Raw genomic sequence first — 25,241 nt, 5'->3', positions numbered from 1 at the left:
TTGCGGCAGGGGCGGGCCGCTGACCGACGGCACCACCGGCCCGCGCCCCCGTCATCCCCCGGAAAGGACCACCGCATTGCCCCGCGCCCACATCGAACTCGACAGGAAGGCCGTCGTCGCTCCCGTCCGGCGCCGCACCTTCGGCTCGTTCGTCGAGCACCTCGGCCGCTGCGTGTACACCGGGCTCTACGAGCCCGGACACCCGAGCGCGAACGACGACGGGTTCCGCATGGACGTCGTCGAACTCGTCAGGGAACTCGGCACCACGACCGTCCGCTACCCGGGCGGCAACTTCGTCTCCGGGTTCCGCTGGGAAGACTCCGTCGGCCCGCGCGAGGAACGCCCGGTACGCCGCGACCTCGCCTGGCGCTCCCTCGAATCGAACCAGGTCGGCCTCGACGAGTTCGCCAGATGGCTCAAGCTCACCGACTCCGAGCTGATGCTGGCGGTCAACGTGGCCACACGAGGCGTCCTGCCCGCCCTGGACCTGCTCGAGTACGCCAACCACCCCTCCGGCACGGCGCTGTCGGACCTGCGCATCGCCAACGGCACACCGGAACCGCACGACGTGCGCATGTGGTGCCTCGGCAACGAAATGGACGGCCCCTGGCAGACCGGGTTCATGACGGCGGACGACTACGGCAAGGTGGCCGCCCGCACCGCCGCCGCGATGAAGAGGGCCGACCAGGACCTCGAACTCGTCGTCTGCGGCTCCTCCGGATCCACGATGCCCACCTTCGGGGACTGGGAGCGCACCGTACTCGAGCACAGCTACGACCACGTCGACTACGTCTCGTGCCACGCGTACTACCAGGAGCACGACGGCGACCTCGGCTCCTTCCTCGCCTCGGCGATCGACATGGACCACTTCATCGACACCGTCGTCGCGACCGCCGACCACGTGGGGCACAAGAGACGCTCCCACAAGAAGATCAACATCTCCTTCGACGAGTGGAACGTCTGGTACCTCAAGGAGCACCAGGAGTCCGAGAAGACCCACGACGAGTGGCGCCACGCCCCCCGGCTCCTGGAGGACACCTACACGGTGGCGGACGCCGTCGTCGTCGGCAGCCTGCTGATGACGCTCCTGCGCCGCAGCGACCGCGTCACCTCGGCGTCCCTCGCGCAGCTCGTCAACGTGATCGCTCCGATCATGACCGAGCCCGGCGGCCCGGCCTGGCGCCAGACGACCTTCTACCCGTTCTCGATCACGAGCCGGCTCGCCTCCGGCGAGGTGATCCGACCCCTGATCGAGGCGCCGACGTACGAAACGGCGCGCTACGGGGAGGCATCCGTCGTCGACGCCGTCGCGACCGCCGACGAGGACCGGGCCGCCGTCTTCCTCGTCAACCGCGACCTGGCGGAAGCCGCGCGGGTCACGATCGATGTGCGCGGCCTCGGCTCCTCGCGCATCACCGAGGCGGTCACGCTCGCCGACTCCGACGTGTACGCGAAGAACACGCTCGCCCGGCAGGACCGGGTGACCCCGGCCGCGAACACCGGCGCGGCACTCGCCGACGGCCTGCTCACCATCGAACTGCCGCCGACGTCGTGGACGGCGGTCGCCCTCCGGTGAGCGACGGCACGAGCCCCGTTCAGGAGCCGGCTCCCCTCCGGCGCGGCGCCCCGGCCCGTGAATCGCCGGACCCGGTCGCCGAGCGCCGCGAGGTGACCTGTGCGTTGCGCGACGGGACACGGCTTCGGACCGTCCTGCTGGTCCCGCACGGGGCCGGGCCGTGGCCGGCCCTGCTGACCCGCCATCCCTATGACGTGACCCGTGAGGAACACGACGGGATGCTCGACGTCGGGCGCCTCGTCGCCGCCGGTTACCTCGTCGCGCTCCAGGACGTACGGGGCCGCTTCGGCTCCGAAGGCGTCTTCGAGCCCTGTGCGCAGGAGGTGGCCGACGGCGCCGATGCCGTGGCCTGGCTCGCGGCACGCCCCGAATGCACCGGCACCGTCGGGATGTGGGGCGCGTCCTACGCCTCGGACACCCAGTTCAGCGCCCTTCTGGGAGGCGCCCCGGCGCTGCGGGCGATCGCTGCCGCCATGACGCCGGCGATGTCGGCGCTCGACGGTTTCCGGTTCCGCGGCGGGGTGCCGGAGATCGGCAGCACCCTCGCGTGGACGCACTACGCGATCGCCCCGGACACGATCGCGCGCATCGGCTCCGCCCGCGAACGGGAGGCCGAGCGGAAGCGGTGGGAAGCGACCGAGCGAGCGATCGCGACCCGCGACGCGTTCCGGGCCGGAACCCCGCACGCCGGATGGGACGCCGAGGCGATCGTCGAGTGGGGTCTGGACCGGTTGCGGGAGCCGCTCGGGTCGGCGCGTCACCGCGACGGGAAGATCGTCGACCGGATCGACGCGATCGGCATCCCGGTCTTCCTGATCGGCGGATGGTTCGACGTCTTCCTCGGATCGACCCTGGAGCTCTACCGGCGGCTGCTGCGCCGCGCGAAGGACACCGGCGGGCCGGTGCCCCGTCTTCTGGTCGGCCCCTGGTCGCACGACGACATGTCGGGCCGGACAGCCGGTGTGGACTTCGGGCCCGGCGCGTCCGCCGACGATCTCGGCGGCGGCGGAGACCTCACCGCGCGGCACGTGCGGTGGTTCGACACCGCCCTGCGCGCGGGCGCGGCGGACACGCCGCCGGTGCGCGTGTTCCTGATGGGCGCGAACCGGTGGATCGAAGCGGACGAGTTCCCCCCGCGCGACACGCGGACGCTCGAGCTGTACCTGAACGCCGGGGAGACACTCGCGACCGAGCCGGCCCAGAGCGGTGAACGGCGGCTGACCAGCGATCCGGCGTCTCCGGTGCCGACGTGCGGCGGTGCGGTGCTCCTCTTCGCGCCGTTCGAGGCGGGACCGGCCGACCAGACGGCGATCGAGGCGCGGCAGGACGTGGTCTCGTGGCGCACCGTGCCGCTCGCCGAGGAACTCACGGTGATGGGCGCGGTCCGTGCCGTCGTCCACCTCGCGACCACGGGAACGGACGCGGATGTGGTGGTGCGGCTGTGCGACGAGCACCCGGACGGCAGCAGCCGCGTCGTCACCGACGGCGTGCAGCGGGGGTCGGCGCGGTCCGTCGACCCGGTCACGGGCCTGGGCGACAGGCGGCCGGTCGAGCCGGGCCGGGACCAGGAGTTCGTCGTGGACCTCTGGTCGACGGCACACACGTTCCTGCCGGGCCACCGGGTGCGCGTCGACATCGCACCGAGTTCGTCACCCCGCTGGGACGTCGGACGCAACGCCTTCGGTCCGGCCGGGGCGACCACGGAGTCCACCGCGGCGCAATACACGATCCGTCATGGCGCTGCCCGTCCGAGCCGCCTCGTCCTCCAGGTCGTGACGACGGCCCCGCGATGAGGCCGGCCGGAACACGCCCGCCCGCGTCATCGGCGCGGCGCTGCGGCCGCCGCGGCGGGCCCGGTGGAGGCGCGGACGACCAGCTCGGTGGCCAGCTTCATGCGGGCGGGGGACCGGGCGCCGCCGTCTTCGCCCCGGGAGAGCCCGATCAGGAGCTTGACCGCCGCGGCGCCCAACTCGGTGCTGGGCTGTCTGACGGTCGTCAGCCCGGGGGTGATGTACTGCGCCTCGGGCAGGTCGTCGAAGCCGATGACACTGACGTCTTCGGGAATCCGCAGGCCCCGGGCGGCCAGTGCGTCGTAGACGCCGAGTGCCATGGAGTCCGCGCAGGCGAAGATCCCCGTGATCCCCGGGTCGCTGTCGAGCAGGGTGTGGGTGGCGGTCGTCGCCTTGGCGCGGTTCCATCCGCCGTGGGCCACCGACACCGTGGCACTGCCGGCGGTCGCCGTGTCGGCCGCCGCACGGAAACCGTCGACGCGCGCCCGGCTGAAAAGGTGGCGGGCATGGCCGGCGACCACCCCCATCCGCACATGGCCGAGGGACAGAAGGTGCTCGGCGGCCATACGACCGCCTTCCCAGTTCGCCACGCCGACGCTCGCCACCCCTGACGGCGGTGTGCTCATCGGGTCGATCAGCACCACGGGGACGCCCGCGGCGAAGAGTGCGCCGAACTGCCGCGACGCGGGATCGACCAGGGTCCCGATCACGCCGACGGCGCGCCTTCTCAGAACCCGTGACACCCAGTCACTGTGCGGCTCGGCGAGTGTCAGCACGACGTCGAGTCCCGCCGCTGCCGCTTCTCGCCCGACCCCGGCTGTCAGCAGGTTCGCCCATGACCCCTCGAAGTGGGTGACCACGAGGTCGAGCACGCTGGACAAGCCGCTCTCGTCCCGCACGCTCTCGCCCTTGGCCCCGGCCCGGCGGGTGTAGCCGACGGCTCGCACGGCCTCCATGACCTTCGCGCGCGTCTCCGCCGAGACGTCGGTTCCGCCTCGCAGCACCTTGGACACGGTGGGCACGCTCGTACCGGCGGTCTGGGCCACCAAGGACAGGGTGGGGCGTGATCCGGCTGGTCGGGGCGGCATGGGGACAGGTTAGCCCAACCGGTGAGGAGGCCGTCCGGGGGCCGGGGAGGCACCCCGGACGGGGGCGAGCCGGCTGCGGACGGGGGGTCCTCAGGGCGCGGAACCCGCCCGCACACCGGGCGTCACACGGACGGCGCCGGGGCCGGGGCGTACTCGAACCAGTCGAAGGCGACCGCGCCCTCCGTGGCGTACATGCCGATCACGCGGCCGGTGAAGCCGCAGGCGACCTCGGTGGACAGGTAGCGCCCGTCCAGTTCGGCGAGCGGCCGGGCGTCCGGAGCGTCGGGATCGCCGAGCCAGAAGGCGATGGTGTCGGGGCCCGTGGTGCCGCCGTCGGTGAGTTCGGGCGACGCGGGCACGAGGTCCGACGTCCGGATCGTCACGGTGAGGGACAGCGGCCCGGCCGGGACCGGCCGGCGGGCCACGGTCTGGCGCAGCGGCCCGATCCGGGCGACGACGCCGACCTCCCCGTCCCCGGCCTCCACCTCGTAATGGTGGGCCTCGTCCAGGCGCACGCAGAGACCACCGCGCCCGGTACCCGGGTCGATCACGGCGGTGGCGCGGCAGTCGTGGTGCTGCTGGCGGCGGCCGACGAAGGTGTACCCGGGGCGGTCGAGGGTGGGACCGGTGGCGCTGAGGACCAGCCAGCCGGGGCGCCCGGTGAGCGACCAGGAGCCCTCCGGGCGGGCGAACGGCGAGATCCAGTGCGGCGCGAGAGCGGGCCCGTCGAAGTCGTCGCGGGCGGGCGGGGCCGGAACGGGATGCCAGGCACCGCCCGGGGCCGCGTGGCTCTCGGGAACGGGCGCGACGACGGGCCAGCCGTCCTCGTCCCACTCCACGGGGGTCAGGAACGTCTCGCGGCCGAGCACGTGCACGTCGGGCGTGAAGCCGCGGGGGCGGACGCCGAGCAGCACCATCCACCAGCTGCCGTCGGGAGCCTCCACCAGGTCGGCGTGGCCGGTGTTCTGGATGGAGCGGGCGGTACCGCTGTGGGACAGCAGGGGGTTGGCGGGCGCGCCCTCCCAAGGGCCGCGCGGCGAGCGGCTGCGGGCCACGGACACGCTGTGGCCGCGTTCCGTGCCGCCTTCCGCGATCAGCAGGTACCACCAGTCGCCGATGCGGTAGAGGTGCGGCGCCTCGGGGTACTTGAGGCCGCTGCCCGACCACGTGGCGAAGGGCCCCTCCAGCACCTTGCCCTCGACCGGGTCGATCCTGGCCGTGTTGATGCCCCCTTCGGGGCCGGAGAAGGCGCACCAGCAGGTGCCGTCCTCCTCCCACGCCAGGTCGGGGTCGATCCCGGCCAGGTCGATCCACACCGGGTCGCTCCACGGCCCCTCGGGCCGCTCGGCCGAGACGACGAAGTTGCCGCCGCCGTCGACATTGGTGTTGATGACCCAGTAGCGGCCGTCGTGGTGGCGGATCGTGGGGGCGTAGAGGCCTCCGGACGCCTTGGCGCCGGGGAGGGGCAGCGGCAGTTGCCCGGGCCGGTCGAGCACGTTGCCGATCTGCTCCCAGTGCACGAGGTCCTTGCTGTGGAAGAGCGGCAGCCCGGGGAAGTACTCGAAGCTGGAGCACACCAGGTAGTAGTCGTCACCGACCCGGCACACGCTCGGATCGGGGTGGAACCCGCTGATCACAGGGTTGTCGTACATGTGCACGAAAACGTCTTCCCTTCGAGCCGCCGGGCGCCGTGAAGCGAGTCTAGGCGAGCGTTCGGTTCCCGGTCGTCCGTTTGGTTCGCGGTCCGGGGACCACGGTCGCGGTGTCGCTCCGCCGAAGCCTTCCCCCGCCGCCACGCACCGGCTGGGAACGCCAAGGGAATTGACCGACCCGTAGGCTTTCCCGCTGCCCTTCCGGGCTTCCCGTTCCCCGTGGCCCCTGACACCCCCGGCACCCCGGACACTGCGGGAACTCCGGATGACGCGGTGCGGTGCGCACGTCCGGGCGAAGCCGGGGTGGTCCGGCAAGACGAACGATGACGGCATCGTCGCCGGGCGGGCGCGGGAAGCGCTTGCCCAGGGCCTCACCGAAGCGCAGGTCCGTCACGTGCTTGCCGAACTCCCGTACCGCGCCGCGCTGCGGGACGGACGGATGCGGTCCCGTCGGCGTCCCCCCTTTCCTCTGCGGCCCTCACGCTGACGGAGCCGGTTGCACAGCGGGACCACTGCGGCTCGCCGCCGGGACCCGGTTCGTCGGGGATCGGGCGGTGGGGCTTCGCCCGCACTCCGGACTTCGGCCACTCCGTGAACCGGCGACGGGCCGCGGCTCCCGGCGGCCCGAACGAGGCGGACGGCACCTGCTGCCGGGTACGACCCGACGTCGCGACGAACACGATCGCGGCCGGCGCCTTCCGGCCTCCAGACCGCCGCCGGCCGCCGCCCCGCGCTCCGTCGGCGCCTCCGGTACCACCCGCTGGGACAACTCCACAGCTCGTCCGGCACCGACCGCTCCGCGGTCCCCACGTCGGCGGGTTACCGACCTCGGGGACAACACCCGCGGTCAGCGGCCCATACGGCGCTGCTCGTCGAACCGGCGCAGCACCCGCACCAAACGCCACGTCCCGGCCGCCGTTCCGAGCAGTGCGCCCCCCGTCAACACACCCTTTTTCGCCGGACCGGAGACGTCAAAGGCCAGTGCGAGAGCCGGAGCGACGGCGAAGACCGCCGCACCCAGCGCGACAGCGGTCACCAGCGCGAAAACGATCTCCACTGTCATTGCGTCCTTCTCCCACCGCGACTCACGCCCCATGTCCATCCTGCAAGTCTCACATCGCGGTCGAGCCGTGGCGCCCGGGCCGGGCAACCCGACTCCCCCCGCGGGGGCGCTGGCCGGTTGAGATGACGTCCAAGAAGCCATCGCGGTTGGTTGACGCGGGCCCTCACCGAAGCACGCGAGGCGACACGGAACACTTCGGCCGGCCGGGCGGGTGCGGCCGGCATCGCCGCCTGCACCCTCATCCGCTACCGCGGACGCGCCGGATGAGACGGCTTCAGGGGCGGCGCGGAGCGCCGCCGTAGGTGCCGGAGCCGTACGGGCACCGCCGACGACTCGGGACGAGCGGCTCCTTCAGGCCCGGCCCGCCCGCCTGGACACGCCCGGGCCCGTGATCCTGCCCGGGGCTCCGCCGAACCGGTCCGCCACCGGTGCGGACACCTGCTGCCGGAGTGGGGCCGGCGGACCGAGCAGTGACGGCCTTCACGGAACCGCGGACGGAGCCGGTGACCGCTCACGCACGCCCCCGGGCGGGTTCCGTCCACCCGGGCGGTGGCCCCGGGCGGTGACGGGCTTCACAGAACATCCTCATCGCAGGGAGTCGTGGTGGCGGACGCCGCTGTGCGACGGTGGACGAACAGCGAGACTGACCGGCGCCCCCGGCTGCCGGTCTTTCGGGGAAGCCGGGCGTTGCCCCCATCCCGGGCACCCGGCCCCGCCATCGTCGTACGCCCCCGAGGGGTGTTTCGCCTTTGGGCTCATCGACCCCGGAAGGGGGGCGCGCCCGCATGGACATCACCACCACCATCGACGGCACCACCGCGCGCATCCACGCGCGCGGAGAGATCGACCTCGACACCCTGCCCCCGCTGCGCGCCGCGGCCGCCGCGCTGCCGCCGCGGGTGACCGACCTGCTGTGGGACCTGACCGGCACACCCTTCATGGACGTCGCCGGCCTCCACCTGCTGTTCGACCCCACGACGAGCGGTCCGGACTGCCGCACGACGGTGACCGGGCTGGGCCCTCAGCCGCTGTGGCTGCTGCTCACCGCGATCGAGGCGGACCCGGACGTCTTCGACCTCTCCCGCCTCCTGCCCGACATCCCCCCGCCCGGCTTCCGGCCCCCGGCCCTTTGAGCGACCGAACAGCGCTCCGGCCGCGGCGCGGGGAAGTCCCGCAGCGCGGGGACGGAAAGCGGCAGACGACGTCTCGCCGCTGAGGGACCGTGAGGCGTGCCCCGGGACGCGCCACGCGTACCGCCCCGCGTTGTCCGTGCCCTGCGCCGGATCAACGGCCGGCAAAAGCGGCCAGCGGGCCCGGCCCTGTGCCGTGCCCTCGGTCACCCGGCCCGCGCGGCTGTCGTCCGACGCGCCCGAAGGCCCGCGGAGCAGGCCCGCCACCGGTGGGTCCGAGTACCGGGGGAGACGCGTCTGACCGGCCGGCTGCGGGTGCGACCGGTCGCCGGGCCCGCTGACGCCCGCCGGTCGCACGCCGGGTCCGGTCCTCCGGGCGGACGTGAGCGGTTCCCGCCCACGGTGCTCACCGATGGGTCAGCCGGGGTCGTCGAACATGTCCAGCAGTGCCTGTGCGTCGGTCTCCGGCGCGGGCCGTGCCGACTGCGGAGCCTGCTCGGCCCACACCGTCTTGCCCTGCGGCATGAAGCGGACGCCCCAGCTCCTGGTGAACTGGGCCACCAGGAACAGGCCGCGCCCGCCCTCCTCGGTCATGGCCGCCCGCCGGATGCGCGGGGAGGTGTTGCTGCGGTCGGAGACCTCGCAGATCAGCGTGTCGTCGCGCAGCAACCGCAGGCCCACCGGCCCCTGGCCGCCGTACCGCACGGCGTTGGTGACCAGCTCGCTGACCACCAGCCCGGTGTTGAAGTCCAACTCCGACAGGCCCCAGGCGGCGAGCTGAGCACGGGTGAGCGCCCTGGCCCGTGTCACGACCGAGGAGTCGGACGGAAACTCCCAGGACGCCACCCGGTCCTCGGGCAGCGCGTGCACACGGGCGAGCAGGAGGGCCACGTCGTCGTGCGGACCACCGGACAGGAGGGGGCCCATGATCCGGTCGCAGACGTCCTCCAGTTCCGGACCGGCGCGGTTCAGCGAGGCCAGCAGCTGTCCGGTACGCGCGTCGGTGTCCCCGTAGCCGCGGCTCTCCTTGAGCAGGCCGTCGGTGTACATCGCCAGCAGGCTGCCCGCGGGCAGGTCGACGGTGGCGGACTCGTACGGCTGGATGCCGCCGAGGCCGAGCGGCGGACCGGCCGGCAGGTCGATCACCCGCGCCTCCCCGCCCGGCACCAGCAGGGCGGGCGGCGGATGACCGGCCCGCGCGGCCGTGCAGCGGCAGGACACCGGGTCGTACACCGCGTACAGACAGGTCGCTCCGGTCGCAGGGTCCTGTGCGTCGGCGGATTCGTCGGGGGTGCGGCTGACCAGGTCGTCCAGGTGGGCCAGCACCTCCTCGGGCAGCAGGTCCTGCCCGGCCAGCGTCCGCACCGCCGTACGCAGCCGTCCCATGGTCGCTGCCGCCTGCAGGCCGTTTCCGGGCACGTCCCCGACGACCAGTGCCACGCGCATCCCGGACAGCGGGATCGCGTCGAACCAGTCGCCGCCCACGCCCGCCCTGGCGTCCGCGGGCCGATAGCGGGAAGCGAGGTCGACGGCGCTCAGCCGGGGCAGGGCGTGGGGCAGCAGGCTGCGCTGCAGGAGGAGGGAGGCGTGGTGCTCCCGGCGGTAGCGCCGGGCGTTGTCCACGCTGATCGCGGTACGGGCGGCCAGCTCGCCCGCCAGCGTCAGGTCGTCCTGCTCGTAAGGCCTCGCCCTGCCGCGGCGGTAGAACCCCGCAAGCCCCAGGACGGAGCCCCGCGCGGACAGCGGAGCGCCCAGGTAGGAGTGCGTGCCCTCGCCGAGCAGGCCGAGGGGGTGCACCCGGTCGGCCGGGTGCTCGGGCAGGGCGGCGGTCAGCACGGAGTCCGTGACCGGCTGCCCGGTCTCCAGACACCGGGCCTGGGGGGTGCCGGCGGGGTAGTCGACCGGCTCGTCCAGGCCTCCGGGCGGGGTGTCGCGGAAGTCCTCACCGGCCCAGACGGCCACCCGGCGCAGTGCCACGTCGCGGCGCAGCCGTTCGGGTGGTGGCTCATCGCCCGCCAGGACGCCTTCCACCAGGTCGACGACGACCAGGTCGGCGAAGCGCGGCACGGCGATCTTCGCCAGTTCCTCGGCGGTGCGCCGCATGTCCAAGGTGGTGCCGAGCCGGGTGCCCGCTTCGTTCAGCAGGGACAGCCGCCGGCGCGCCTCGGTGGCGACCTGGCCGACGCCCGGCTCGCCCACCAGCAGCAGCCACGCGTCGGTCGGTCCGGTGGCGTGCGGTTCCGCCGTCGAGCCGGGCGCGTCCGCCCCCACCGCCTCGGTGGGAGGGGCCAGGAGCGGCACGTGACGACCGTCGGGGGCGACCGCGGTGGCAGGGCCCCGTGTCCCCGCGCCGGGGGCGCCCCCGAAGCTGGCCTCGACCGCCGCGCCCTCCGCGTCGCCGTGGCGCAGTTCCCGGCGGCGCAGTATGGCCACGCGACTGCCTGCGAGTGGCACCTCGGCGTATGCCTCACCGGTCGCGGAGATCAGCTCGACGGCACGTTCCAGCAGCAACAGCCGTTCCTGCGGGGCGAGCGGGGGCATCGGCCCGCCGGGCCGGAACAGTTCTCCCGGACCGAAGTCCAGCCGGGAGAATCCGCCGCGTTCACTGGCCCGGCGGAAGGAGCGCATCAGCTCGCGTTCGCGAGCCGTGCTCAGTTCCAGCAGGCGTTCCCCGATGTGTTCGGTGGCGTTCTGCAGGGCCAGCGCCATGCCGGGGTCGGCCAGCGCCTGGGGGACGGAGAGGTTGACCGCTCCCTGCACGGCGCCACCCACCGGGTCGCACACCGGCGCGGCCATGCAGGTCAGTTCCTTGAGGTCGTGCAGGAAGTGTTCGTGACCGACGACCACGAACGGGGCCCTGGTGCTCAGCACCATGCTGACGCTGCTGGTCCCCATGAACCGTTCGTCGACATTGGCGCCCTGTACCAAGGAGGCGGCATCCATCAGCTTCAGCCCCGCCGGGTCGCCCCACCGGCCCACGATGTTCGCCCGTGCGTCGGCCAGCGCCACGGTCACGGGCACGCCCGAGAACCGTCTGCACAGGCGGTCCAGCACCGGCGCGGCAGCCCTGACCAGCCGGGAGTCGGGATCCAGGTCCTCCTCGATCGGCAGGACCGCCTCCTTGCGGTCGATGCCGAGCGACTGCGAGCGCTGCCAGGAGGCGAGGATCTCCGGCCGCACTGCGGTGGGCGGCGACGGATCACCGTGACCGCCGCCCGAAGGAATCGGATATAGCTCCACGAAGTCAGGGTAGTCCGGCAAATGAGGTGTTTGCTCGGTGTGCATGTTCCGTCGCGAGTGGTTCGGGAGCGAAGGGGGCCGGTCCACGGGCGGTGCCCGGTCCGGGTGGGTGGGCGACGGGCGGCGACACGCCGTCGCCTGTCGCCGGTGACCGTGCCGGCCCGCGTTCTCGCATCGGCCGTCGCTCCAGGTGCCGCCGGCGTCACGTTCCGGGGCGAAGGTGCTGCGGGCGGGACCCTTCCGCCGTGACCGGGCCCGGACGGGCGTGACGCCGTCGCCGCGGACCACCGCCGTCCGGACGGCCTCCCGCGACAGGCCGCGGACCGGGGCGGCTCGTCGAGGGCCGTCGCTGCCCGGCACCGCTCGAGGCCGGAGGGCCGGCTTTCCCGGAGGTGGAGCTTCCGCTCTGCTGGAGCCCGGCCGGAACCGGTGGCGTGAGCGCCGGACGCGCACAGTGCGCCCCCTCCGCGCGCCGCCACGCCCAATGGAGTTACCCCCCATCGAGTCGTCCGGCTGCACCGTCGAACGATCGTTACGCTCGGCCACCACGACCTGCTTCAGCGGCAGTGGGGACGTTCGGCCAGCGCCATCACGCCCCCGGTCCGCCCCGAATGTGACGCGGAGGCTCTCACATGGCGAGGTACGACTACGTGTGCGGACGATGTGGCGTGTTCGAGGTCGTCCGTCCGATCGACGCCCCGGCGCATGAGCCGACGTGCGCCACATGCGGCGGAGCGGCGACGCGTGTATACGCCCCGCCCGCCCTCACCTCGCCCCGCTCCGCCCTGCGACGGGCGCGCGACGCCGCCGAGGCCAGCGCGCACGAGCCGGCGGTGCGGCACCGTGTGCCCGCACCACCCCGTCGCCATGCCCATCCGCCGAACCCACTGCACGCACGCCTCCCGAGGCCGTGACCCACAGGCAAGGAGCGACAGATGCCCGAGGTGCTCTTCAGCATCGACCAGTCCCGGTCGTTCTACGACCAGGCAGTCCCGCCGCACAACCGCTGGCACCCCGACATCCCGCCGGTGGCGACCGTTCGGCCCGGCACCGAGTTCCGCCTCGAATGCCGGGAGTGGTTCGACGGGACGGTTCACAACGACGACTCCGCCAACGACATCCGCGACCTCGATCTCTCGATCGTCCATCCGCTGAGCGGACCGATCGCCGTCGAGGGCGCGCAGCCCGGTGACCTGCTGGTGGTCGACATCCTCGACATCGGTCCCGTCCCGCAGGAGACCGGACCGGTCGCCGGCCAGGGCTGGGGCTACACGGGCATCTTCGCCAAGGCCAACGGCGGCGGTTTCCTCACCGAGCACTTCCCGGACGCGTACAAGGCGGTCTGGGACTTCCACGGGCAGATCGCGACCTCCCGCCACCTGCCCGGCGTGCGCTTCACCGGCATCACCCACCCAGGCCTCATCGGCACCGCCCCGTCGCACGACCTGCTCGGTCGGTGGAACGCCCGGGAGGCCGAGCTCATCGCGACCGATCCCGACCGGGTGCCCCCGCTCGCGTTGCCGCCGGACCCGCAAGGGGCGATCCTCGGCACGCTGGAAGGCGACGCGTTCGAGCGCGCCGCACGGGAGGCGGCACGGACCCAGCCGCCACGCGAGAACGGCGGCAACCAGGACATCAAGAACCTCACCCGGGGCGCCCGGATCTTCCTGCCGGTGTATGTCGAGGGCGGCAAACTGTCCGCCGGCGACCTGCACTTCAGCCAGGGCGACGGCGAGATCACCTTCTGCGGCGCGATCGAGATGGGCGGCTACCTCGACCTCGGCGTCGACCTCATCAAGGGCGGCATGCAGACCTACGGGGTGACGACGAACCCCGTGTTCTACCCCGGCAACGTCGAGCCGCGCTACAGCGAGTTCCTCACCTTCGTCGGCATCTCCGTCGACGAAGACGGCCGCCAGCGCTACCTCGACTCGCACGTCGCCTACCGGCGGGCCTGCCTGAACGCGATCGAGTACCTGACCAAGTTCGGCTACTCACCCGAGCAGGCCTACCTGCTCCTCGGAGCCGCCCCGATCGAAGGCCGCTTCAGCGGCGTGGTCGACATCCCCAACTCCTGTGCCACGCTCTACCTGCCCACCGCCATCTTCGACTTCGACATCCGCCCGTCCGGCGACGGGCCGCAGAGCGCCGAGCGGGGGAGCTGCGCCCGCTCAAGCTGACGAGCCCGTGCACGGCAAGCGGTGAGGCGTCGAGCCCTTGAGGGCCGATCACGGGCAGGTGTGGGGACACGACTCGTGCAGTGATCGTCAGCAACCGGCGGATCACGGCCTGACGGCCGGAGTGGTCGCTGAGCTCGTCGCTCGGACAAGCCCGTTGAGGCACGAGCGTCATGAGACCAGGCCCGCTTCCCGACCGCGGAAGCGGGCCGTGGGGGGGCGGTGCGGAACACCGCCCGGTGTTCGTCGACCGCGCCCCTGGCCACCCCCGTCCCTCTTCGTCACGGCGCCACCCACGACGTGCTCGCCTGCTGGTTTGGCGTGGACCGCTCCACCGGCACCCCCGTCATCGGCCACCGCCGTCATCGACCACCGGTCCAAGCGCGCGCCCGGACTGCTGCGGGTCCTGCTGGACCGCGCCGTCCAGCAGGCGTCCACCTGTCCCGTCCCACGTCCGCCGGCGCGCCGATGCGTTACCCGGCCGAGCAGCTCAAGGACACCCGCGCCGTGGCCGGCGCGCTCGGTGTCTCGCAGCGCACCGTGGAGCGGTAGGTGCGTGCTCAGGTCCGCCGGCCCCGCGCCGGCCTCGCCCAGCGGTGGGCGGACGCCGTACGTGCCCGTCGGCAGCCCCGCATGCGCGTCCAGGCCCGCAGGCAGGCGGCCACCGGCACCGGCCCGGTCATCGAGACCCGCGCCCGGTCCGGCTTCACCGCCGCGCCCGGCACCACCGGTGACGCCCGCACCCGCCACCTCACCCTCGCCCTGCCCCGCACCACGCCGCCCGCCTCTTCGAGGCCCGGGACACCGGCGCCGGCGGGCAGCAGCCGCGCGCCCCCGCCGCGGAGGCCCTCGGCGAGGTGCGCTTGCGCGACGACGGCCGCCGCGCCCACGGTCCGGCCACGGGCACTGTGGCCCGCTTCGGCAGCCGACGCCCGGAAGTGATGGCGCCGTGATCAGACAGCAGCCGTCCGGTGGGGAGTGCGCTGAGGACGTGCGGGCATGAGGGGGGTGACTGACTGCGCTTCGGAAGTGAGGCGGACCTGTGGTTTCTGCTGCCGAAAGTCGGGACCAGGGTCCGCCTGGTGACCGTCGTACGGGGGTTGCTGCCGCGTTCGAGGGCACCGCGGACATCGCTGAGGCCCGCGCCCTGGCCCGCGATTTCCTCGCCTCCCTCCAGGCGGTGCACGGGATGCCGGTGTCACCGCGCGCGGCCGGCATGGTGGAGCTGGTGGTGAGCGAGCTGGTGACCAACGCCCGCAAATACGCCCCGGGCCCGTGCCTGCTCGAGCTGGAAGTCACCGACGGCACCGTCCAGGTGAGCGTCTGGGACAGCAGCACGACACCGCCGTCCGTGCTGCCGGCCGACCCCCGCCGCGTCGGCCGGCACGGCCTGGAACTCGTGATGGCGGTGTCCGAGACCTTCTGCGTCCACCGGGAACCCGTCGGCAAGCGCATCGCCGCGACCGTCCACCTCGCCGACGCCCCCGGCGACACCGCCCGCCGCGCCCTGTGACGACCTGGACGGTCCGCACCGGACCCCGGGACGCAGCGCCGCACGGCGGGCCGCCCCCCGGGGGCGGAGGTCGGCTGTCACCGGGCCGCTCCGGCAGTCGGGAGCACGTCGCGGAACTCGGCGGAACCTGCAGGGGGTTGATCTCGTGTCGGTTGCAGGTCGTCGGGCGCCGTCGGCTGGTGCCCGTCGTGTTCTTGCCGGTCATGGTGGGGACGGGCGAGGCCCGCTGCTGACGTCGGAGCGGTGCGCACCCCGGATCCCACTGCCGTGGGACGGCGCGTCCGCGGGTGGCCGGCCGACGGGAAACCGGGATACCGCAATTAGCCTGTCGGTATGTCGGAGCGTGTCATGCCCGGCCGCACGGACGGCCTGATCACCCTGGTCGCCGCGGATGCTCTGTGGGTCGATCTGACGGCCGGCAGTGCTGTGCCGACGGCTTCCGGGGCATTCACCCGCTCTCCTGCCCGTGCCCGGGCGGGGTACGTCTTGCTCGGCGGCCGTGTGGTGGCGACGGTGAGGGCGGGCGGCGGTCAGTGGAGTGTTCCGGAGGCCGAGGTGCGCCGGGCGGCCGCGGAACTGAACGCGGTGAGGGCGGATCGGCGGGACCTGGTCCGCATCGGCCCCTTCCGTGGAGGACCTGGACAGGGGTGCGACGAGGAAACGCCGCTGCGCTGGCGCCGGCGCATCACGGGGGAACTGCGGGAGCCGGACGGCCCCGGGCGGACGGCGCAACGTGCGGTCGGCCGCCCGTACCACCTGGCGGGGATCGACTGGCGACAGGTACTCGTGGAGCGGACCCGCGACGGGACACAGCGCACGTGGTGGCTGCCACGCGCTGTGGTCAGGCTGCTGGACGCGGCCGAGCACGCCGAGACGCAGTGGGTCCGAGCCGCGCGGACCCGTCAGGAAAGCGCAGCCGTCACCGACCCGCCCTCCCACCCCCGGCGGACCCCACACACCGGCGGTCGGCGGACGACGGACCCCGAGAGCCCCGCCGCCTCACTGCGCCCGTACCGCAAAGAGCTGGAAGGCCAGCGGTACTCGGCGCTCAGCAGGAAGCCCGGTACCTCGCGCAGAGTGGCTGAGTGGGCGTGCGCCGTCTGCCGCACCGCACCCGCCACCGTGCTCGACCACTGCCACGAGCACGGCTACGTCCGCGCCCCCCTCTGCCAGTCCTGCAACACACAAGAACGCCCGGACCACCTGTACAGCAACGACATCCGCGTGGCGAACCGCTACACGCGCCTCTTCCACACCGACACCGCCGCCTGGCTCCACCACTGGCACCGCTGCCCCGGCTGCCGCGCACGCACCATCCTGCCCCTGCCGCACCTCGCCGCATGGACCGCCTCCATAGCCTGCCGATCACTGCGCCCGACCCATCCCGCCCCCCGCGGACGCAAGCCCTGTGGTGTCCTGCGCGTGTCCTGGACGGGCAGCCAGAACGCGCCCCGTTCCTGCCTGCTCACCGTCACCGTCGACTTCTGCCCCTCCGGCGAACACCGTGTCCTGGCGCGCGTCCCCTACCGCGAAGCCGCCGAGCGGTTTCGCGTCTGGTTGACCGAGACGGCCCCCGCCGTGGCCGCCGCGGCCGGCCCTGACCGCCTGGACGGCCTCCCCGCACAGTCCCGGCCCGTCATCGTGGACCCCAGCGGCGGGGACCTGGGGCTGTTCTGAGCGGGCTCCGCTGACGTCGGGCACGTGGAGTTCGACCGGGGGGCGGCCCCGTTGCAGTGGCTTCGTCGGCTGACCGCCCGCCGGGGTCGGTCCGGCCCTCGCTGCGACGGCCGGATGTCGTCTGCCGCTGTTGCGGTCGTCCGGGTGGGGTGGGGCCCGCCCCGGGCGCGTGGCGTCGGCCCTGTTCTCGTATGGCTAATCCGTTACTAACGCCACTTTGGGACAGCCGTTCAGCCCTGGTGTCGTTCGAGCAGCTCCGGCTGCCGAGGAGATGCCGAAGGCATGCCTTTCGTATAGCTGGCACCGAACGCCTCGCCGTAGACCGGTGGCCTTCGGCGTCTCCGACTGCATGGGCGGGCGCCACCACCCCGGCTCCCGCTTCTGGTTAGCGATTGTGGGACGAGCCCACTCCACGGAGACCTCTTACCGCGCGTGAGCCGTTGAGCTCCTGCTGAGACCGAGGCCCGCGAAGTGCGCTGGTGCCGCGAACGACTGGTGAGGTGTCGGCCCAGCCGTCGACCGGTTGAGGCCTGGGATTAGCGTGACGCGCGGCCCGCATGCGCTCGTGACCAGTGCAAAGCCGAGTGCTCAGGGAAGGAGCCAACTTGATCTACTGCGGAATCGACTGGGCCGAGAACACGCACGACGTCGCCCTCGTCGACGACTCCGGCCAGCTGTTGGCCAAACGTCACATCACCGATGACGCAGTCGGCTACAAGATCCTTCTCGACCTGCTCGGGGAGTACGGCGACAGCGAGGACAACCCGATCCCGGTGGCGATCGAGACGTCCCGGGGCCTACTCGTCGCCGTCCTGCGGACCGGGAAGCGGAAGATCTTCGCGATCAACCCGATGTCCGCCGCCCGCTACCGTGACCGCCGCAGCGTCTCCCGTAAAAAGTCCGACCCCGGCGACGCCCTGGTCCTGGCGAACATCCTCCGCACCGACATGCACGCCCATCGCCCGCTGCCCCAGGACTCGGACCTCGCCCGCTCCATCGCCGTGCTCGCCCGGGCTCAGCAGGACGCAACCTGGAACCGCCAGCAGATCGCCAACCAGCTCCGCTCCCTGCTGCGCGAGTACTACCCCTCAGCCCTGGAAGCCTTCGCCAAGTGGGCCAACGGCCTGTGCCGCCCGGAGGCCCGCGAGCTTCTGAAGGCCGCACCGACCCCCGCTCGGGCCGCCCGGCTGACCCGCACCCAGTTCCAGGCCGCGCTCAAGCGCGCCGGCCGGAAGCGCGGCATTGAAGCGGAAGCCGACCGTCTCCGTGAGGTCTTCCGCGCCGAATGGGCTCACCAGCCGCCGCTGGTCGAGGAGGCGCTTGGCAAGCAGATGCTGGCTCTGCTGGTCCAGCTGGAAGCTGCCTGCACCGCCGCCGACGACCTGGCTGAGGCAGTGGAGGAAGCGTTCCCTCAGCACCCGGATGCCGAGATCCTGCTGAGCTCCCCCCCCGCGCTTGCCCTGCAGGTACAGATCCTCGGATGAGGACGGCGCCAGCCGGGGAAGGGAAGCGGCCGTGCTCAGAGCGCGGGGCCCTCGGCGGCGGCCAGCATGTTCTCGATAAGGTCAGCAGCGCGCCGGGTGCCGCCCTCGGCTCGGGCGGCGGCCTGCAACTGCTTGGACCGGTCGACGCGTTCCGGATCCGTGACCAGGTCGTTCAGCGCCGCGCGAAGGGTCTCGGCGGTGGCGTCAGCGGTGTCCACACGGCGGGCGACGCCGAGTTCCACGAGCCGGTCGGCGTTCATGAACTGCTCGGCTCCCTGCGGCACGGCGATCATGGGAACGCCGGCGAGGAGCCCTTCGCTGCAGCCGCCCATGCCGGCGTGGGTGACGAAGGCGTCGGCCCGTTCCAGGATCGCCCGCTGCGGGACCCAGGAGTGCACCTCGACGTTGGACGGGATGGTGCCGAGTTCCTCGGGGTCGGTGTACTTGCCGATCTGGAGTACGACGTGCCAGCCGGGCAGGTCGCCGAAGGCCGCGATGCACTGACGGTAGAACGCGGGCTGGCGTGTGTACGCGGAGCCGAGCGAGATCAGCAGCACGTTGTCCGCAGCCGCCGGGCGGGTCCAGCCGTCCGTGTCCGCTCGGGTGTCGAAGCAGGGGCCGACGAAGGTCACCGTGTCGGTGTCGACTCGATCGGCGTGCGGCTGCATCGCTCTCGGGATCAGGGCGAGGGCCCGGGCGGGCGGACCGGAGAAGGTGTCCACGTTCGTGGTGGTCGCACCGCAGTCGGCGAGCCACCGTGCGAACCTGTCCCGGTACGCGTCGGCGCCCGGCAGCTTCCGCAGATGCGCCGCGACTTCCTCCTGGTAGCCGTCCCAGCCGACGAACGTCGGGGACAGCTGCACGAGGGGACGGCCCTGCGCTTCGGCGAGGGCACGCGCGGCATAAGCGCCGATGTCATAGAGGTACAGGTCGGCCGGATCGTCGTCGTAGGCGGCGCGCAGTTGCGGGAGCACCTGGACGGCGTCGTCGAGGAAGAGGCTCGCCGCGGCGATGGGATCGGCAGGCCAGTCGTTGTCCGCGACGGGCAACGTGGAGGTGCAGGGCACCAGCTCCGCGCCGGCGGACTCGATCCGGTCGGCCACGAACGGGTCGTTGGCGTAGGTGACCCGGTGCCCGCGGGCCACCAGCTCACGGATGAGAGCGAGGCTGGGCAGGACATGGCTGACGATGGGGACGCCGACCATCGCGATATGGGCGCGGCGACGGGACATGGGCGATCACTCGTTTCTGGCGCGGGACGGTGCGGGCGGTGTGGCGAGGACGCGTTGTCAGGGCTGGTCGATCTGCGCGGCGGCCTCCTCCAGGTCGGCGACGGTCCCCGACATGATCGTCCGTACATGCCTGGTGATGGACTGCACGGGCCAGTCCCACCACGCCACGGCGAGGAGCCGGGCGATGTCCGCGGCGTCGTAGCGGGTGCGGATGAGCCGGGCCGGGTTGCCGCCGACGATGCCGTAGTCGGGGACGTCGCCGGTGACCACGGCGCCGGCGGCGATGATCGCGCCGTGGCCGATCCGTACGCCGGGCATGACTGTGGCGCCGTGCCCGAACCACACGTCGTTGCCGACGACCGTGTCGCCCCGGCCGGGCAGGTCGGTGATCAGGTCGAAGTGCTCCGCCCAAGAGCCCCCCATCGTGGGGAACGGGAAGGTGGAAGGACCGTCCATGCGGTGGTTGGCGCCGTTCATGATGAACCGGGTGCCCGTCCCCAGCGCGCAGTACTTGCCGATGACAAGCCGCTCGGGACCGTAGTGGTAGAGAACGTTGCGCGTCTCGAACGCGGTCGGGTCGTCCGGATCGTCGTAGTAGGAGAAGTCACCGACCTCGATCAACGGCGACTTCACCAGCGGCTTGAGCAGAACCACGCGCGGGTGCTCGGGCATCGGGTGGAGCACGGTGGGGTCAGCGGGAACGGGCGGCATCGCGGAGGCGGTTCCTCTCTAGCGGACCTGGAGCGACAACTGTCGCGTTAAGATGCTGGCACAGCCCTGCCGCCTTGATCAACCGGATACTGATTGCCGATGACAGACCCACTGGACACGACGTCGGACCGCCGTCCGGGCGGTCGCACCGCCCGCATCCGCGCCCAGGTTCTCGACGCGGTGCGCGCCGAACTCGCTGAAGGCGGTCACGAAGGACTCACGATGGAGGGTGTCGCGACGCGGGCCGGAGTGCACCGCGCCACGGTCTACCGGCGTTGGCGCGATGTCGGCGGCCTACTCGTCGACGTCATCGACGCCGCCGGCGAGATCGACTGGCAGCCGCCGGACACCGGCTCCCTGCGCGGCGATCTGACGGCCCTCAACCAGGAGATCCAGGAATCCCTGGTCGTACAACCGTCGCTCGCTGTCGCCCTGATGGCCGCCTCGTTCCACTCCGAACAGGCTGCGCGGGCCCAGACTCAGTTGTGGACGGACCGGTACGCCCAGTGCGAGATCCTCGTCGAGCGCGCCATCGAGCGCGGTGAACTCCCCGCACAGCACACAGACGCGCGGAGCCTGTTGATCGCCGCCACGGCGCCGCTCTACCACCAGCTAGTGCTCCTGCGTGCCGATCCGGACCCGCAACTCCCGAAACGGGCCGCGGAGGCGGCAGTCCTGGCGGCTGCCGCGGGCGCCTTCTCCGTCCGTCGGGAAGAGAGCGTGTGATCGAGGAGACAGGGAACGAACGCAAGCGCAATCAAGAGCGCCACAAGACCTGGATCACGGTCCAGTAGCCCTGGTTCGGACACCAGGGAGCAAATAGCCGCGAGGCCAACTTTCGAGGGCTCACCTACGGTGGCGGACGGCCGGGTCGCGCTCGGCTACGTGCCTGGCGACTGCGTCCACACCGGGGCGGGCGTACCGCTCCAGGGAGCGGACGGAGGCGTGACGGGAGCGGGCCAGCAGCATTGGGGTGGAGGTGCCACCCTCGGCGTCGTGGGTGAGCGCACTGTGGCGGAGCCGGTGCAGGCTCCAGCCGTCCAGGTCCTCGATGTCCTCAGGCGAGGCGAGGGGGTGGGCCAGCAGCCGGGTGTGCTCCTCGAAGATCTCCTCGGCCCGGCGGTAGGAGAGCCGGGCCCGGCCGGTCTCCGGGCACACGTCCAACGTCGGCGTCCCAGCTGGGGCCTTGCGGCCGGTGAGGAACAGCGGGCCGCGGCTCCGGCCGGCGATCAGCCGGGGCAGCAGTTGGGCGGCGCCGGACTGCCAGTGGATCCACTCGGTCGCCCCGCCCTTGGCCAGGGTCCGGCCACGCTTGTCGCCCGGGTGCAGATCCTCGACGTCCAGGCACAGGATCTCCTCCGCCCGGGCCGCCGACTCGTAGAGCATCTTCCAGAGCGTCTTCTCCCGCAGCGCGACGTCCAGGTGCCAAAGGGCGGCGATCTGGTTCTCCGAGAGGGCCTTCGTGCGGTCCGGCGGCGCCGGGCGCCGCTCGATGCCGATCGTCGGGTCGCAGGCGATCCAGCCCTGGCGCTGCCACCAGCCGATCGCCTTGCGCGCGATGGACAGCTCCCGGTTGACGGTGTCACCGTCCATCTCGTCCGCCCGCGCCGCCGCCAGCTCGGCCAGGACCTCCGGCAGCGCCGGGTTGTCAATCGCATCGATGGGGATTAGGGGCGGCTTCGCGCCGCGTCGGGCGGGCCCGGTCGGCGTGCGCTCGCCGGCGAACATCCACCCCCCACGTCGTCAGCGAGATCCGGTAGATCCGCGCGGAGGACTTCGCGATGCCCGCGCCGGTTAGGTACCGATCGACCGCCGCGGTGTACGTGGCCGGAGGGGCGGACATAGGCACGACGCGGGCGCGCGGCAACCGAAGCACGCCCCCTGCTCCGAGTTCGATCACTGATTCGATCGCCACGCCCGCCCTGCCCTTCCGGCCCTGCCGCAGTAAATGCGTACACCTCGCCCTGACGGCCGCAGTGGTCCGCCGCAGGTCGCGATGACCACGGTAGGGGCTCCGCCGCAGTAAATTCGGTATTTACTGCGACACCACCTTGGCGGGCCGTGAGCGGCCGGTAGTTCGATAAACCGACAGGGAAGCGGGATGGCCGCTACCGCCAACCGCTGTACCACCGGCCCTCACGCCGGCCAGGCCTCGAGCATCACGTAGCGCTACACGTCCGTTCGCCGTAGCTATACGAGAACAGGGCCGCGTCCGGCGGTGGTGGAGCGCGGCTCGGGATCGGGGGAGAGGCGTTCGGCGGCGAGCCGGGCGCGCGGCGCCGGCTCCCCCGCCGGCCCAGCCGGACGGGACGCCCGGTCGTGGTGGGCGTGGCGCTGACGAGCGGATGTCCGGACGTCCTGCGTGGTTCGGACGGACCGCCGCCCGCGGGCGCCCGCGCAGTCGGTCGGCCCGCCGCCGAGGACGGTGACATCGGGGTGACCGGTCCGTTCCCTGGGACCGGCGACGGTCATGGCGAGCTCGCGGCGTAGGTTTTCGCACGTTCGACGGCCTGGGCGGGACCGATGACGACGGGGGTGCTCGTGTGCGTGAGGCTGCTTTTCGTCTTTTCGTCCGGGGGAGTACCGAACGGACTAGAATACCCGGCCGGGTATTCAATGATGGAGGATGCGTGGAACTGGACATGGCGGCCGACGAGCTGAAGAGCGTGCTCAACCGGCTGCGCCGGGCCCAGGGGCAGATCGCGGGGATCATCAGGATGATCGAGGAGGGGCGGGACTGCGAGGACGTGATCACACAGCTCGCGGCGGTCTCCCGGGCGCTGGACCGGGCCGGCTTCGCGATCATCGCGACGGGGTTGCAGCACTGCATGGCCGAGGAGGGACAGGTGGACGGTGACCGGGACCGGATGCGCGCCCGCCTGGAGAAGCTGTTCCTGTCGCTGGCCTGAGCGCCGTCTCCGGCCCGAGCACCGGCTCACGTCACCGCGTCGGCGAGCATGAAGGCGGCCACGGCCGGCGGCACCACCGCGAGGGTGCGCCGCAGGCGGGGGCGGAGACCTTCGCGGCGAGGCGCTTGCCGTCCCGGGCGCCCAGGACGGCGGCGGCGAGGAAGGGTCCGGCTACCGCCCGGCCGAGGACGACGGCGGCGCCCGAGCGGGTGGCCGGCGAGGCCGGGGAGTTGGCCGTGATGACCCGCGGGCCGGTGCCGAAGGCGGCCGGCGTCTCGAGTCCCAGGACGGTGACCAGGGCGGGCACGGCGAGAAAGCCGCCGCCCGCCCCGAGCGGTCCGGTCGGTGCGCCCGGTGTCGCTCCCGCCCCGGCGGCCCCGCCCGGCCGCACCGCTCCCGGCGCCGGCCGGGTCGGCGGGCCGGAGCGGCCTCAGCGCGGCGAGGGCCGCGACGCCGGTGAAGGCGGGCGGGGGCAGGCGTCCGGCGGCGGTTCCCGCCAGGGCGGCCGGCAGCAGGACGGCGGCGGACGCCGCTCCGGCTCTCCACCGCACGTGCCCGGCGCGGGCGTGCAGGGCGGCCCGGGAGGTCGCGGTGACGACGATGAGGCGCGCGCCGTGACGGGCACCCGGCGGGGTATCAGGGAATCAGGCATTCCGTACCGAAGGAGCAGCGCACCGTGTCCTACGACCGCACCGTCCGCCTGGCCACCGCCGACTTCGCCGCCGCCGTCGCCGCCGTCCGCCGGGCCCTGGCCGACCAGGGATTCGGCGTCCTCACCGAGATCGACGTGACGGCCACGCTGAAGGCCAAGCTCGACCACGACATGGAGGACTACCTGATCCTGGGCGCCTGCAACCCGCCCCTCGCCCACCGGGCTCTGGAGGCCGACCGCTCCATCGGCCTGCTCCTGCCCTGCAACGTCGTCGTCCGCCGCGACGGCGACCACACGCTCGTCCAGGCCCTCGACCCGGGCACCATGGTCACCCTCACCGGCCTCGACGCCCTGGGGCCCGTCGCCGAGGAAGCCACCGCCCGCCTGGACGCCGCCCTGGACGCCCTGTCCGTCACCTGATCCCCGGGCCGGGGAGGGGGCCGTCAGGAGAGGGAGAGGAAGAGCTTCTCCATCTTCCGGGTGTCCAGGCTGTCGGCTCCGCCCTCCTGGCTCAGGCACTCCTTGAGGCCGCTGGCGACGATGGCGAAGCCGGCCCGGTCCAGGGCGCGGTTGACCGCGGCGAGCTGCATGACGACCTCCTCGCAGTCGCGTCCTTCTTCCAGCATGCGCACGACGCCGGCGAGCTGGCCCTGGGCGCGCTTGAGCCGGTTGGCGGCCGACCGCACCCGGTCGGCGGGGAGCTGGACCATGGGTACTTCCTTTCACAGGGCCGGTCCGGGACCGGCCGCGGTCACTGGCCGGGGCGCTGGGGGGTGAGGGAGGCGCGGACCTCGTCCATGTCGAGCCCGCGGACGGCGGTGATCAGCTGGTCCAGGGCCTGCGGCGGCAGGGCGCCGGGCTGGGAGAAGACCAGGACGCCTTCGCGGAAGGCCATCAGGGTGGGGACCGAGGTGATGTCCGCGGCGGCGGCCAGGGCCTGCTCGGCCTCGGTGTCGACCTTGCCGAAGACGATGTCGGAGTGGGCCTCGGAGGCCCTCTCGTAGACGGGGGCGAACATCCGGCACGGTCCGCACCAGGCGGCCCAGAAGTCGACGAGGACGATGTCGTTGTCGGTGACGGTCTGCTCGAAGTCCGCGGCGGTGAGGGCGACGGTGCTCATGGGGTGGTTCCTTTCGTTTCGCCGGAATAGCGGCGTTTCATACCCCCTGGGGTAAGGAACGCCGGAACGGGGCGGGGCATTCCCCGGGCGGCACGGCATGCCGCTGCCCCGGGGGAGCAAAGGGGGGTGTGCCGGGGGGTGGGGGGGGGGGGGGTAGGGTGGGGGACGGGCGGGGGGCGTGGAGTGGGTGTGGTTTTCGGCGGTCCTCCACTTTTCGGCGCAAAAGG

At 72.7% G+C, this 25,241-nt stretch carries 20 protein-coding genes and 3 pseudogenes; 13 read left to right on the top strand and 10 right to left on the bottom strand.

What is annotated here, in order from left to right; translation table 11 throughout:
* Positions 1 to 76: 76 nt before the first annotated feature.
* On the top strand, positions 77 to 1,576 hold the full coding sequence (gene arfA / locus ACZ56B_RS08290) for an arabinosylfuranosidase ArfA (protein ID WP_468787577.1): 1,500 nt from the start codon (positions 77 to 79) through the stop codon (positions 1,574 to 1,576).
* The gene (locus ACZ56B_RS08285) at positions 1,552 to 3,369 is read left to right on the top strand and encodes a CocE/NonD family hydrolase (protein WP_468787575.1); all 1,818 of its coding nucleotides are present in this window, start codon (positions 1,552 to 1,554) and stop codon (positions 3,367 to 3,369) included. Before arfA ends, ACZ56B_RS08285 begins: the two co-directional genes overlap by 25 nt.
* A gap of 26 nt (positions 3,370 to 3,395) precedes the next feature.
* Here ACZ56B_RS08285 and ACZ56B_RS08280 read toward each other — a convergent pair whose 3' ends face one another.
* Both ACZ56B_RS08280 and ACZ56B_RS08275 read right to left on the bottom strand, forming a co-directional pair.
* Positions 3,396 to 4,454 (bottom strand): LacI family DNA-binding transcriptional regulator, encoded by a 1,059-nt coding sequence (locus ACZ56B_RS08280; protein WP_468787573.1) that lies wholly within the window; start codon positions 4,452 to 4,454, stop codon positions 3,396 to 3,398.
* Between the two features lie 122 nt (positions 4,455 to 4,576).
* Positions 4,577 to 6,106 carry a glycoside hydrolase family 43 protein gene (locus tag ACZ56B_RS08275; RefSeq protein ID WP_468787571.1) on the bottom strand — a complete coding sequence of 510 codons (1,530 nt, stop codon included), beginning with the start codon at positions 6,104 to 6,106 and terminating at the stop codon, positions 4,577 to 4,579.
* 193 nt (positions 6,107 to 6,299) lie between these two features.
* On the opposite strand from ACZ56B_RS08275, the pseudogene ACZ56B_RS08270 reads away from it, so the two are divergent.
* Positions 6,300 to 6,545: pseudogene (locus ACZ56B_RS08270) on the top strand (DUF4246 domain-containing protein); the annotation flags it as partial.
* 408 nt (positions 6,546 to 6,953) lie between these two features.
* Here the strand turns inward: ACZ56B_RS08270 and ACZ56B_RS08265 are convergent.
* Positions 6,954 to 7,208, bottom strand: coding sequence for a DUF6332 family protein (locus ACZ56B_RS08265; protein WP_468787569.1), 255 nt, complete (start codon positions 7,206 to 7,208; stop codon positions 6,954 to 6,956).
* Positions 7,209 to 7,954: 746 nt separating this feature from the next.
* Between ACZ56B_RS08265 and ACZ56B_RS08260 the strand changes: the two genes are divergently transcribed.
* Positions 7,955 to 8,302 carry an STAS domain-containing protein gene (locus ACZ56B_RS08260; RefSeq protein WP_468787567.1) on the top strand — a complete coding sequence of 116 codons (348 nt, stop codon included), beginning with the start codon at positions 7,955 to 7,957 and terminating at the stop codon, positions 8,300 to 8,302.
* 414 nt (positions 8,303 to 8,716) lie between these two features.
* Here the strand turns inward: ACZ56B_RS08260 and ACZ56B_RS08255 are convergent, their stop codons facing one another.
* A complete protein-coding gene (locus tag ACZ56B_RS08255) occupies positions 8,717 to 11,539 on the bottom strand; it encodes a SpoIIE family protein phosphatase (protein ID WP_468787565.1) in 2,823 nt (940 codons plus the stop codon).
* Positions 11,540 to 12,171: 632 nt separating this feature from the next.
* Between ACZ56B_RS08255 and ACZ56B_RS08250 the strand changes: the two genes are divergently transcribed.
* From ACZ56B_RS08250 to ACZ56B_RS08225, 6 genes and pseudogenes are all read left to right on the top strand, one after another.
* Positions 12,172 to 12,453, top strand: coding sequence for an FmdB family zinc ribbon protein (locus tag ACZ56B_RS08250; protein ID WP_468787563.1), 282 nt, complete (start codon positions 12,172 to 12,174; stop codon positions 12,451 to 12,453).
* A 21-nt stretch (positions 12,454 to 12,474) separates the two neighbouring features.
* Entirely contained in the window at positions 12,475 to 13,719 is a 1,245-nt protein-coding gene (gene fmdA / locus ACZ56B_RS08245) for a formamidase (RefSeq protein WP_468787561.1), read from the top strand.
* Between the two features lie 391 nt (positions 13,720 to 14,110).
* Positions 14,111 to 14,669, top strand: a pseudogene (tpg, locus tag ACZ56B_RS08240) (telomere-protecting terminal protein Tpg).
* Between the two features lie 89 nt (positions 14,670 to 14,758).
* On the top strand, positions 14,759 to 15,229 hold the full coding sequence (locus ACZ56B_RS08235) for an ATP-binding protein (protein WP_468787559.1): 471 nt from the start codon (positions 14,759 to 14,761) through the stop codon (positions 15,227 to 15,229).
* 333 nt (positions 15,230 to 15,562) lie between these two features.
* On the top strand, positions 15,563 to 16,906 hold the full coding sequence (locus ACZ56B_RS08230; protein ID WP_468787557.1) for an endonuclease domain-containing protein: 1,344 nt from the start codon (positions 15,563 to 15,565) through the stop codon (positions 16,904 to 16,906).
* Between the two features lie 605 nt (positions 16,907 to 17,511).
* Positions 17,512 to 18,354: pseudogene (locus tag ACZ56B_RS08225) on the top strand (IS110 family transposase); the annotation flags it as partial.
* Positions 18,355 to 18,425: 71 nt separating this feature from the next.
* Here the strand turns inward: ACZ56B_RS08225 and ACZ56B_RS08220 are convergent.
* Positions 18,426 to 19,622, bottom strand: a complete 1,197-nt coding sequence (locus ACZ56B_RS08220) for a macrolide family glycosyltransferase (RefSeq protein ID WP_468787555.1) — start codon at positions 19,620 to 19,622, stop codon at positions 18,426 to 18,428.
* 57 nt (positions 19,623 to 19,679) lie between these two features.
* Positions 19,680 to 20,333 carry a CatB-related O-acetyltransferase gene (locus ACZ56B_RS08215; protein ID WP_317816875.1) on the bottom strand — a complete coding sequence of 218 codons (654 nt, stop codon included), beginning with the start codon at positions 20,331 to 20,333 and terminating at the stop codon, positions 19,680 to 19,682.
* Between the two features lie 99 nt (positions 20,334 to 20,432).
* Here ACZ56B_RS08215 and ACZ56B_RS08210 point away from each other — a divergent pair, with 99 nt between their 5' ends.
* Positions 20,433 to 21,059: a TetR/AcrR family transcriptional regulator gene (locus ACZ56B_RS08210; protein ID WP_381138161.1), complete on the top strand. Its 627-nt coding sequence runs from the start codon at positions 20,433 to 20,435 to the stop codon at positions 21,057 to 21,059.
* Between the two features lie 120 nt (positions 21,060 to 21,179).
* Here ACZ56B_RS08210 and ACZ56B_RS08205 read toward each other — a convergent pair whose 3' ends face one another.
* Positions 21,180 to 22,061, bottom strand: a complete 882-nt coding sequence (locus ACZ56B_RS08205) for a tyrosine-type recombinase/integrase (RefSeq protein WP_468787552.1) — start codon at positions 22,059 to 22,061, stop codon at positions 21,180 to 21,182.
* A 902-nt stretch (positions 22,062 to 22,963) separates the two neighbouring features.
* Here ACZ56B_RS08205 and ACZ56B_RS08200 point away from each other — a divergent pair.
* Positions 22,964 to 23,242, top strand: coding sequence for a metal-sensitive transcriptional regulator (locus tag ACZ56B_RS08200; RefSeq protein WP_030227223.1), 279 nt, complete (start codon positions 22,964 to 22,966; stop codon positions 23,240 to 23,242).
* Between the two features lie 31 nt (positions 23,243 to 23,273).
* Here ACZ56B_RS08200 and ACZ56B_RS08195 read toward each other — a convergent pair whose 3' ends face one another.
* The gene (locus ACZ56B_RS08195) at positions 23,274 to 23,549 is read right to left on the bottom strand and encodes a hypothetical protein (RefSeq protein WP_468787550.1); all 276 of its coding nucleotides are present in this window, start codon (positions 23,547 to 23,549) and stop codon (positions 23,274 to 23,276) included.
* Positions 23,550 to 23,918: 369 nt separating this feature from the next.
* Between ACZ56B_RS08195 and ACZ56B_RS08190 the strand changes: the two genes are divergently transcribed.
* The gene (locus ACZ56B_RS08190) at positions 23,919 to 24,314 is read left to right on the top strand and encodes a DUF302 domain-containing protein (RefSeq protein ID WP_468787548.1); all 396 of its coding nucleotides are present in this window, start codon (positions 23,919 to 23,921) and stop codon (positions 24,312 to 24,314) included.
* A 23-nt stretch (positions 24,315 to 24,337) separates the two neighbouring features.
* Here ACZ56B_RS08190 and ACZ56B_RS08185 read toward each other — a convergent pair whose 3' ends face one another.
* Complete coding sequence (locus ACZ56B_RS08185) at positions 24,338 to 24,604, bottom strand: metal-sensitive transcriptional regulator (protein ID WP_468787546.1); 267 nt, start codon at positions 24,602 to 24,604, stop codon at positions 24,338 to 24,340.
* 41 nt (positions 24,605 to 24,645) lie between these two features.
* Positions 24,646 to 25,014 carry a thioredoxin gene (gene trxA, locus ACZ56B_RS08180; RefSeq protein WP_468787544.1) on the bottom strand — a complete coding sequence of 123 codons (369 nt, stop codon included), beginning with the start codon at positions 25,012 to 25,014 and terminating at the stop codon, positions 24,646 to 24,648.
* Positions 25,015 to 25,241: the final 227 nt, after the last annotated feature.

The sequence above is a fragment of the Streptomyces sp. NPDC034670 genome (assembly GCF_055574875.1).
The sequence above is the reverse complement of the archived record's forward strand: the minus strand, read 5'-3'. Positions and strand labels throughout refer to the sequence as shown.

Bases quoted from the DNA above. Each gene is read 5' to 3' on its own strand.
- ACZ56B_RS08280 (WP_468787573.1), bottom strand. From the start codon at position 4,454: ATGCCGCCCCGACCAGCCGGATCACGCCCCACCCTGTCCTTGGTGGCC.
- ACZ56B_RS08275 (WP_468787571.1), bottom strand. From the start codon at position 6,106: ATGTACGACAACCCTGTGATCAGCGGGTTCCACCCCGATCCGAGCGTG.
- ACZ56B_RS08265 (WP_468787569.1), bottom strand. From the start codon at position 7,208: ATGGACATGGGGCGTGAGTCGCGGTGGGAGAAGGACGCAATGACAGTG.
- ACZ56B_RS08260 (WP_468787567.1), top strand. From the start codon at position 7,955: ATGGACATCACCACCACCATCGACGGCACCACCGCGCGCATCCACGCG.
- ACZ56B_RS08250 (WP_468787563.1), top strand. From the start codon at position 12,172: ATGGCGAGGTACGACTACGTGTGCGGACGATGTGGCGTGTTCGAGGTC.
- fmdA (WP_468787561.1), top strand. From the start codon at position 12,475: ATGCCCGAGGTGCTCTTCAGCATCGACCAGTCCCGGTCGTTCTACGAC.
- ACZ56B_RS08230 (WP_468787557.1), top strand. From the start codon at position 15,563: ATGTCGGAGCGTGTCATGCCCGGCCGCACGGACGGCCTGATCACCCTG.
- ACZ56B_RS08220 (WP_468787555.1), bottom strand. From the start codon at position 19,622: ATGTCCCGTCGCCGCGCCCATATCGCGATGGTCGGCGTCCCCATCGTC.
- ACZ56B_RS08215 (WP_317816875.1), bottom strand. From the start codon at position 20,333: ATGCCGCCCGTTCCCGCTGACCCCACCGTGCTCCACCCGATGCCCGAG.
- ACZ56B_RS08210 (WP_381138161.1), top strand. From the start codon at position 20,433: ATGACAGACCCACTGGACACGACGTCGGACCGCCGTCCGGGCGGTCGC.
- ACZ56B_RS08205 (WP_468787552.1), bottom strand. From the start codon at position 22,061: ATGTTCGCCGGCGAGCGCACGCCGACCGGGCCCGCCCGACGCGGCGCG.
- ACZ56B_RS08185 (WP_468787546.1), bottom strand. From the start codon at position 24,604: ATGGTCCAGCTCCCCGCCGACCGGGTGCGGTCGGCCGCCAACCGGCTC.
- trxA (WP_468787544.1), bottom strand. From the start codon at position 25,014: ATGAGCACCGTCGCCCTCACCGCCGCGGACTTCGAGCAGACCGTCACC.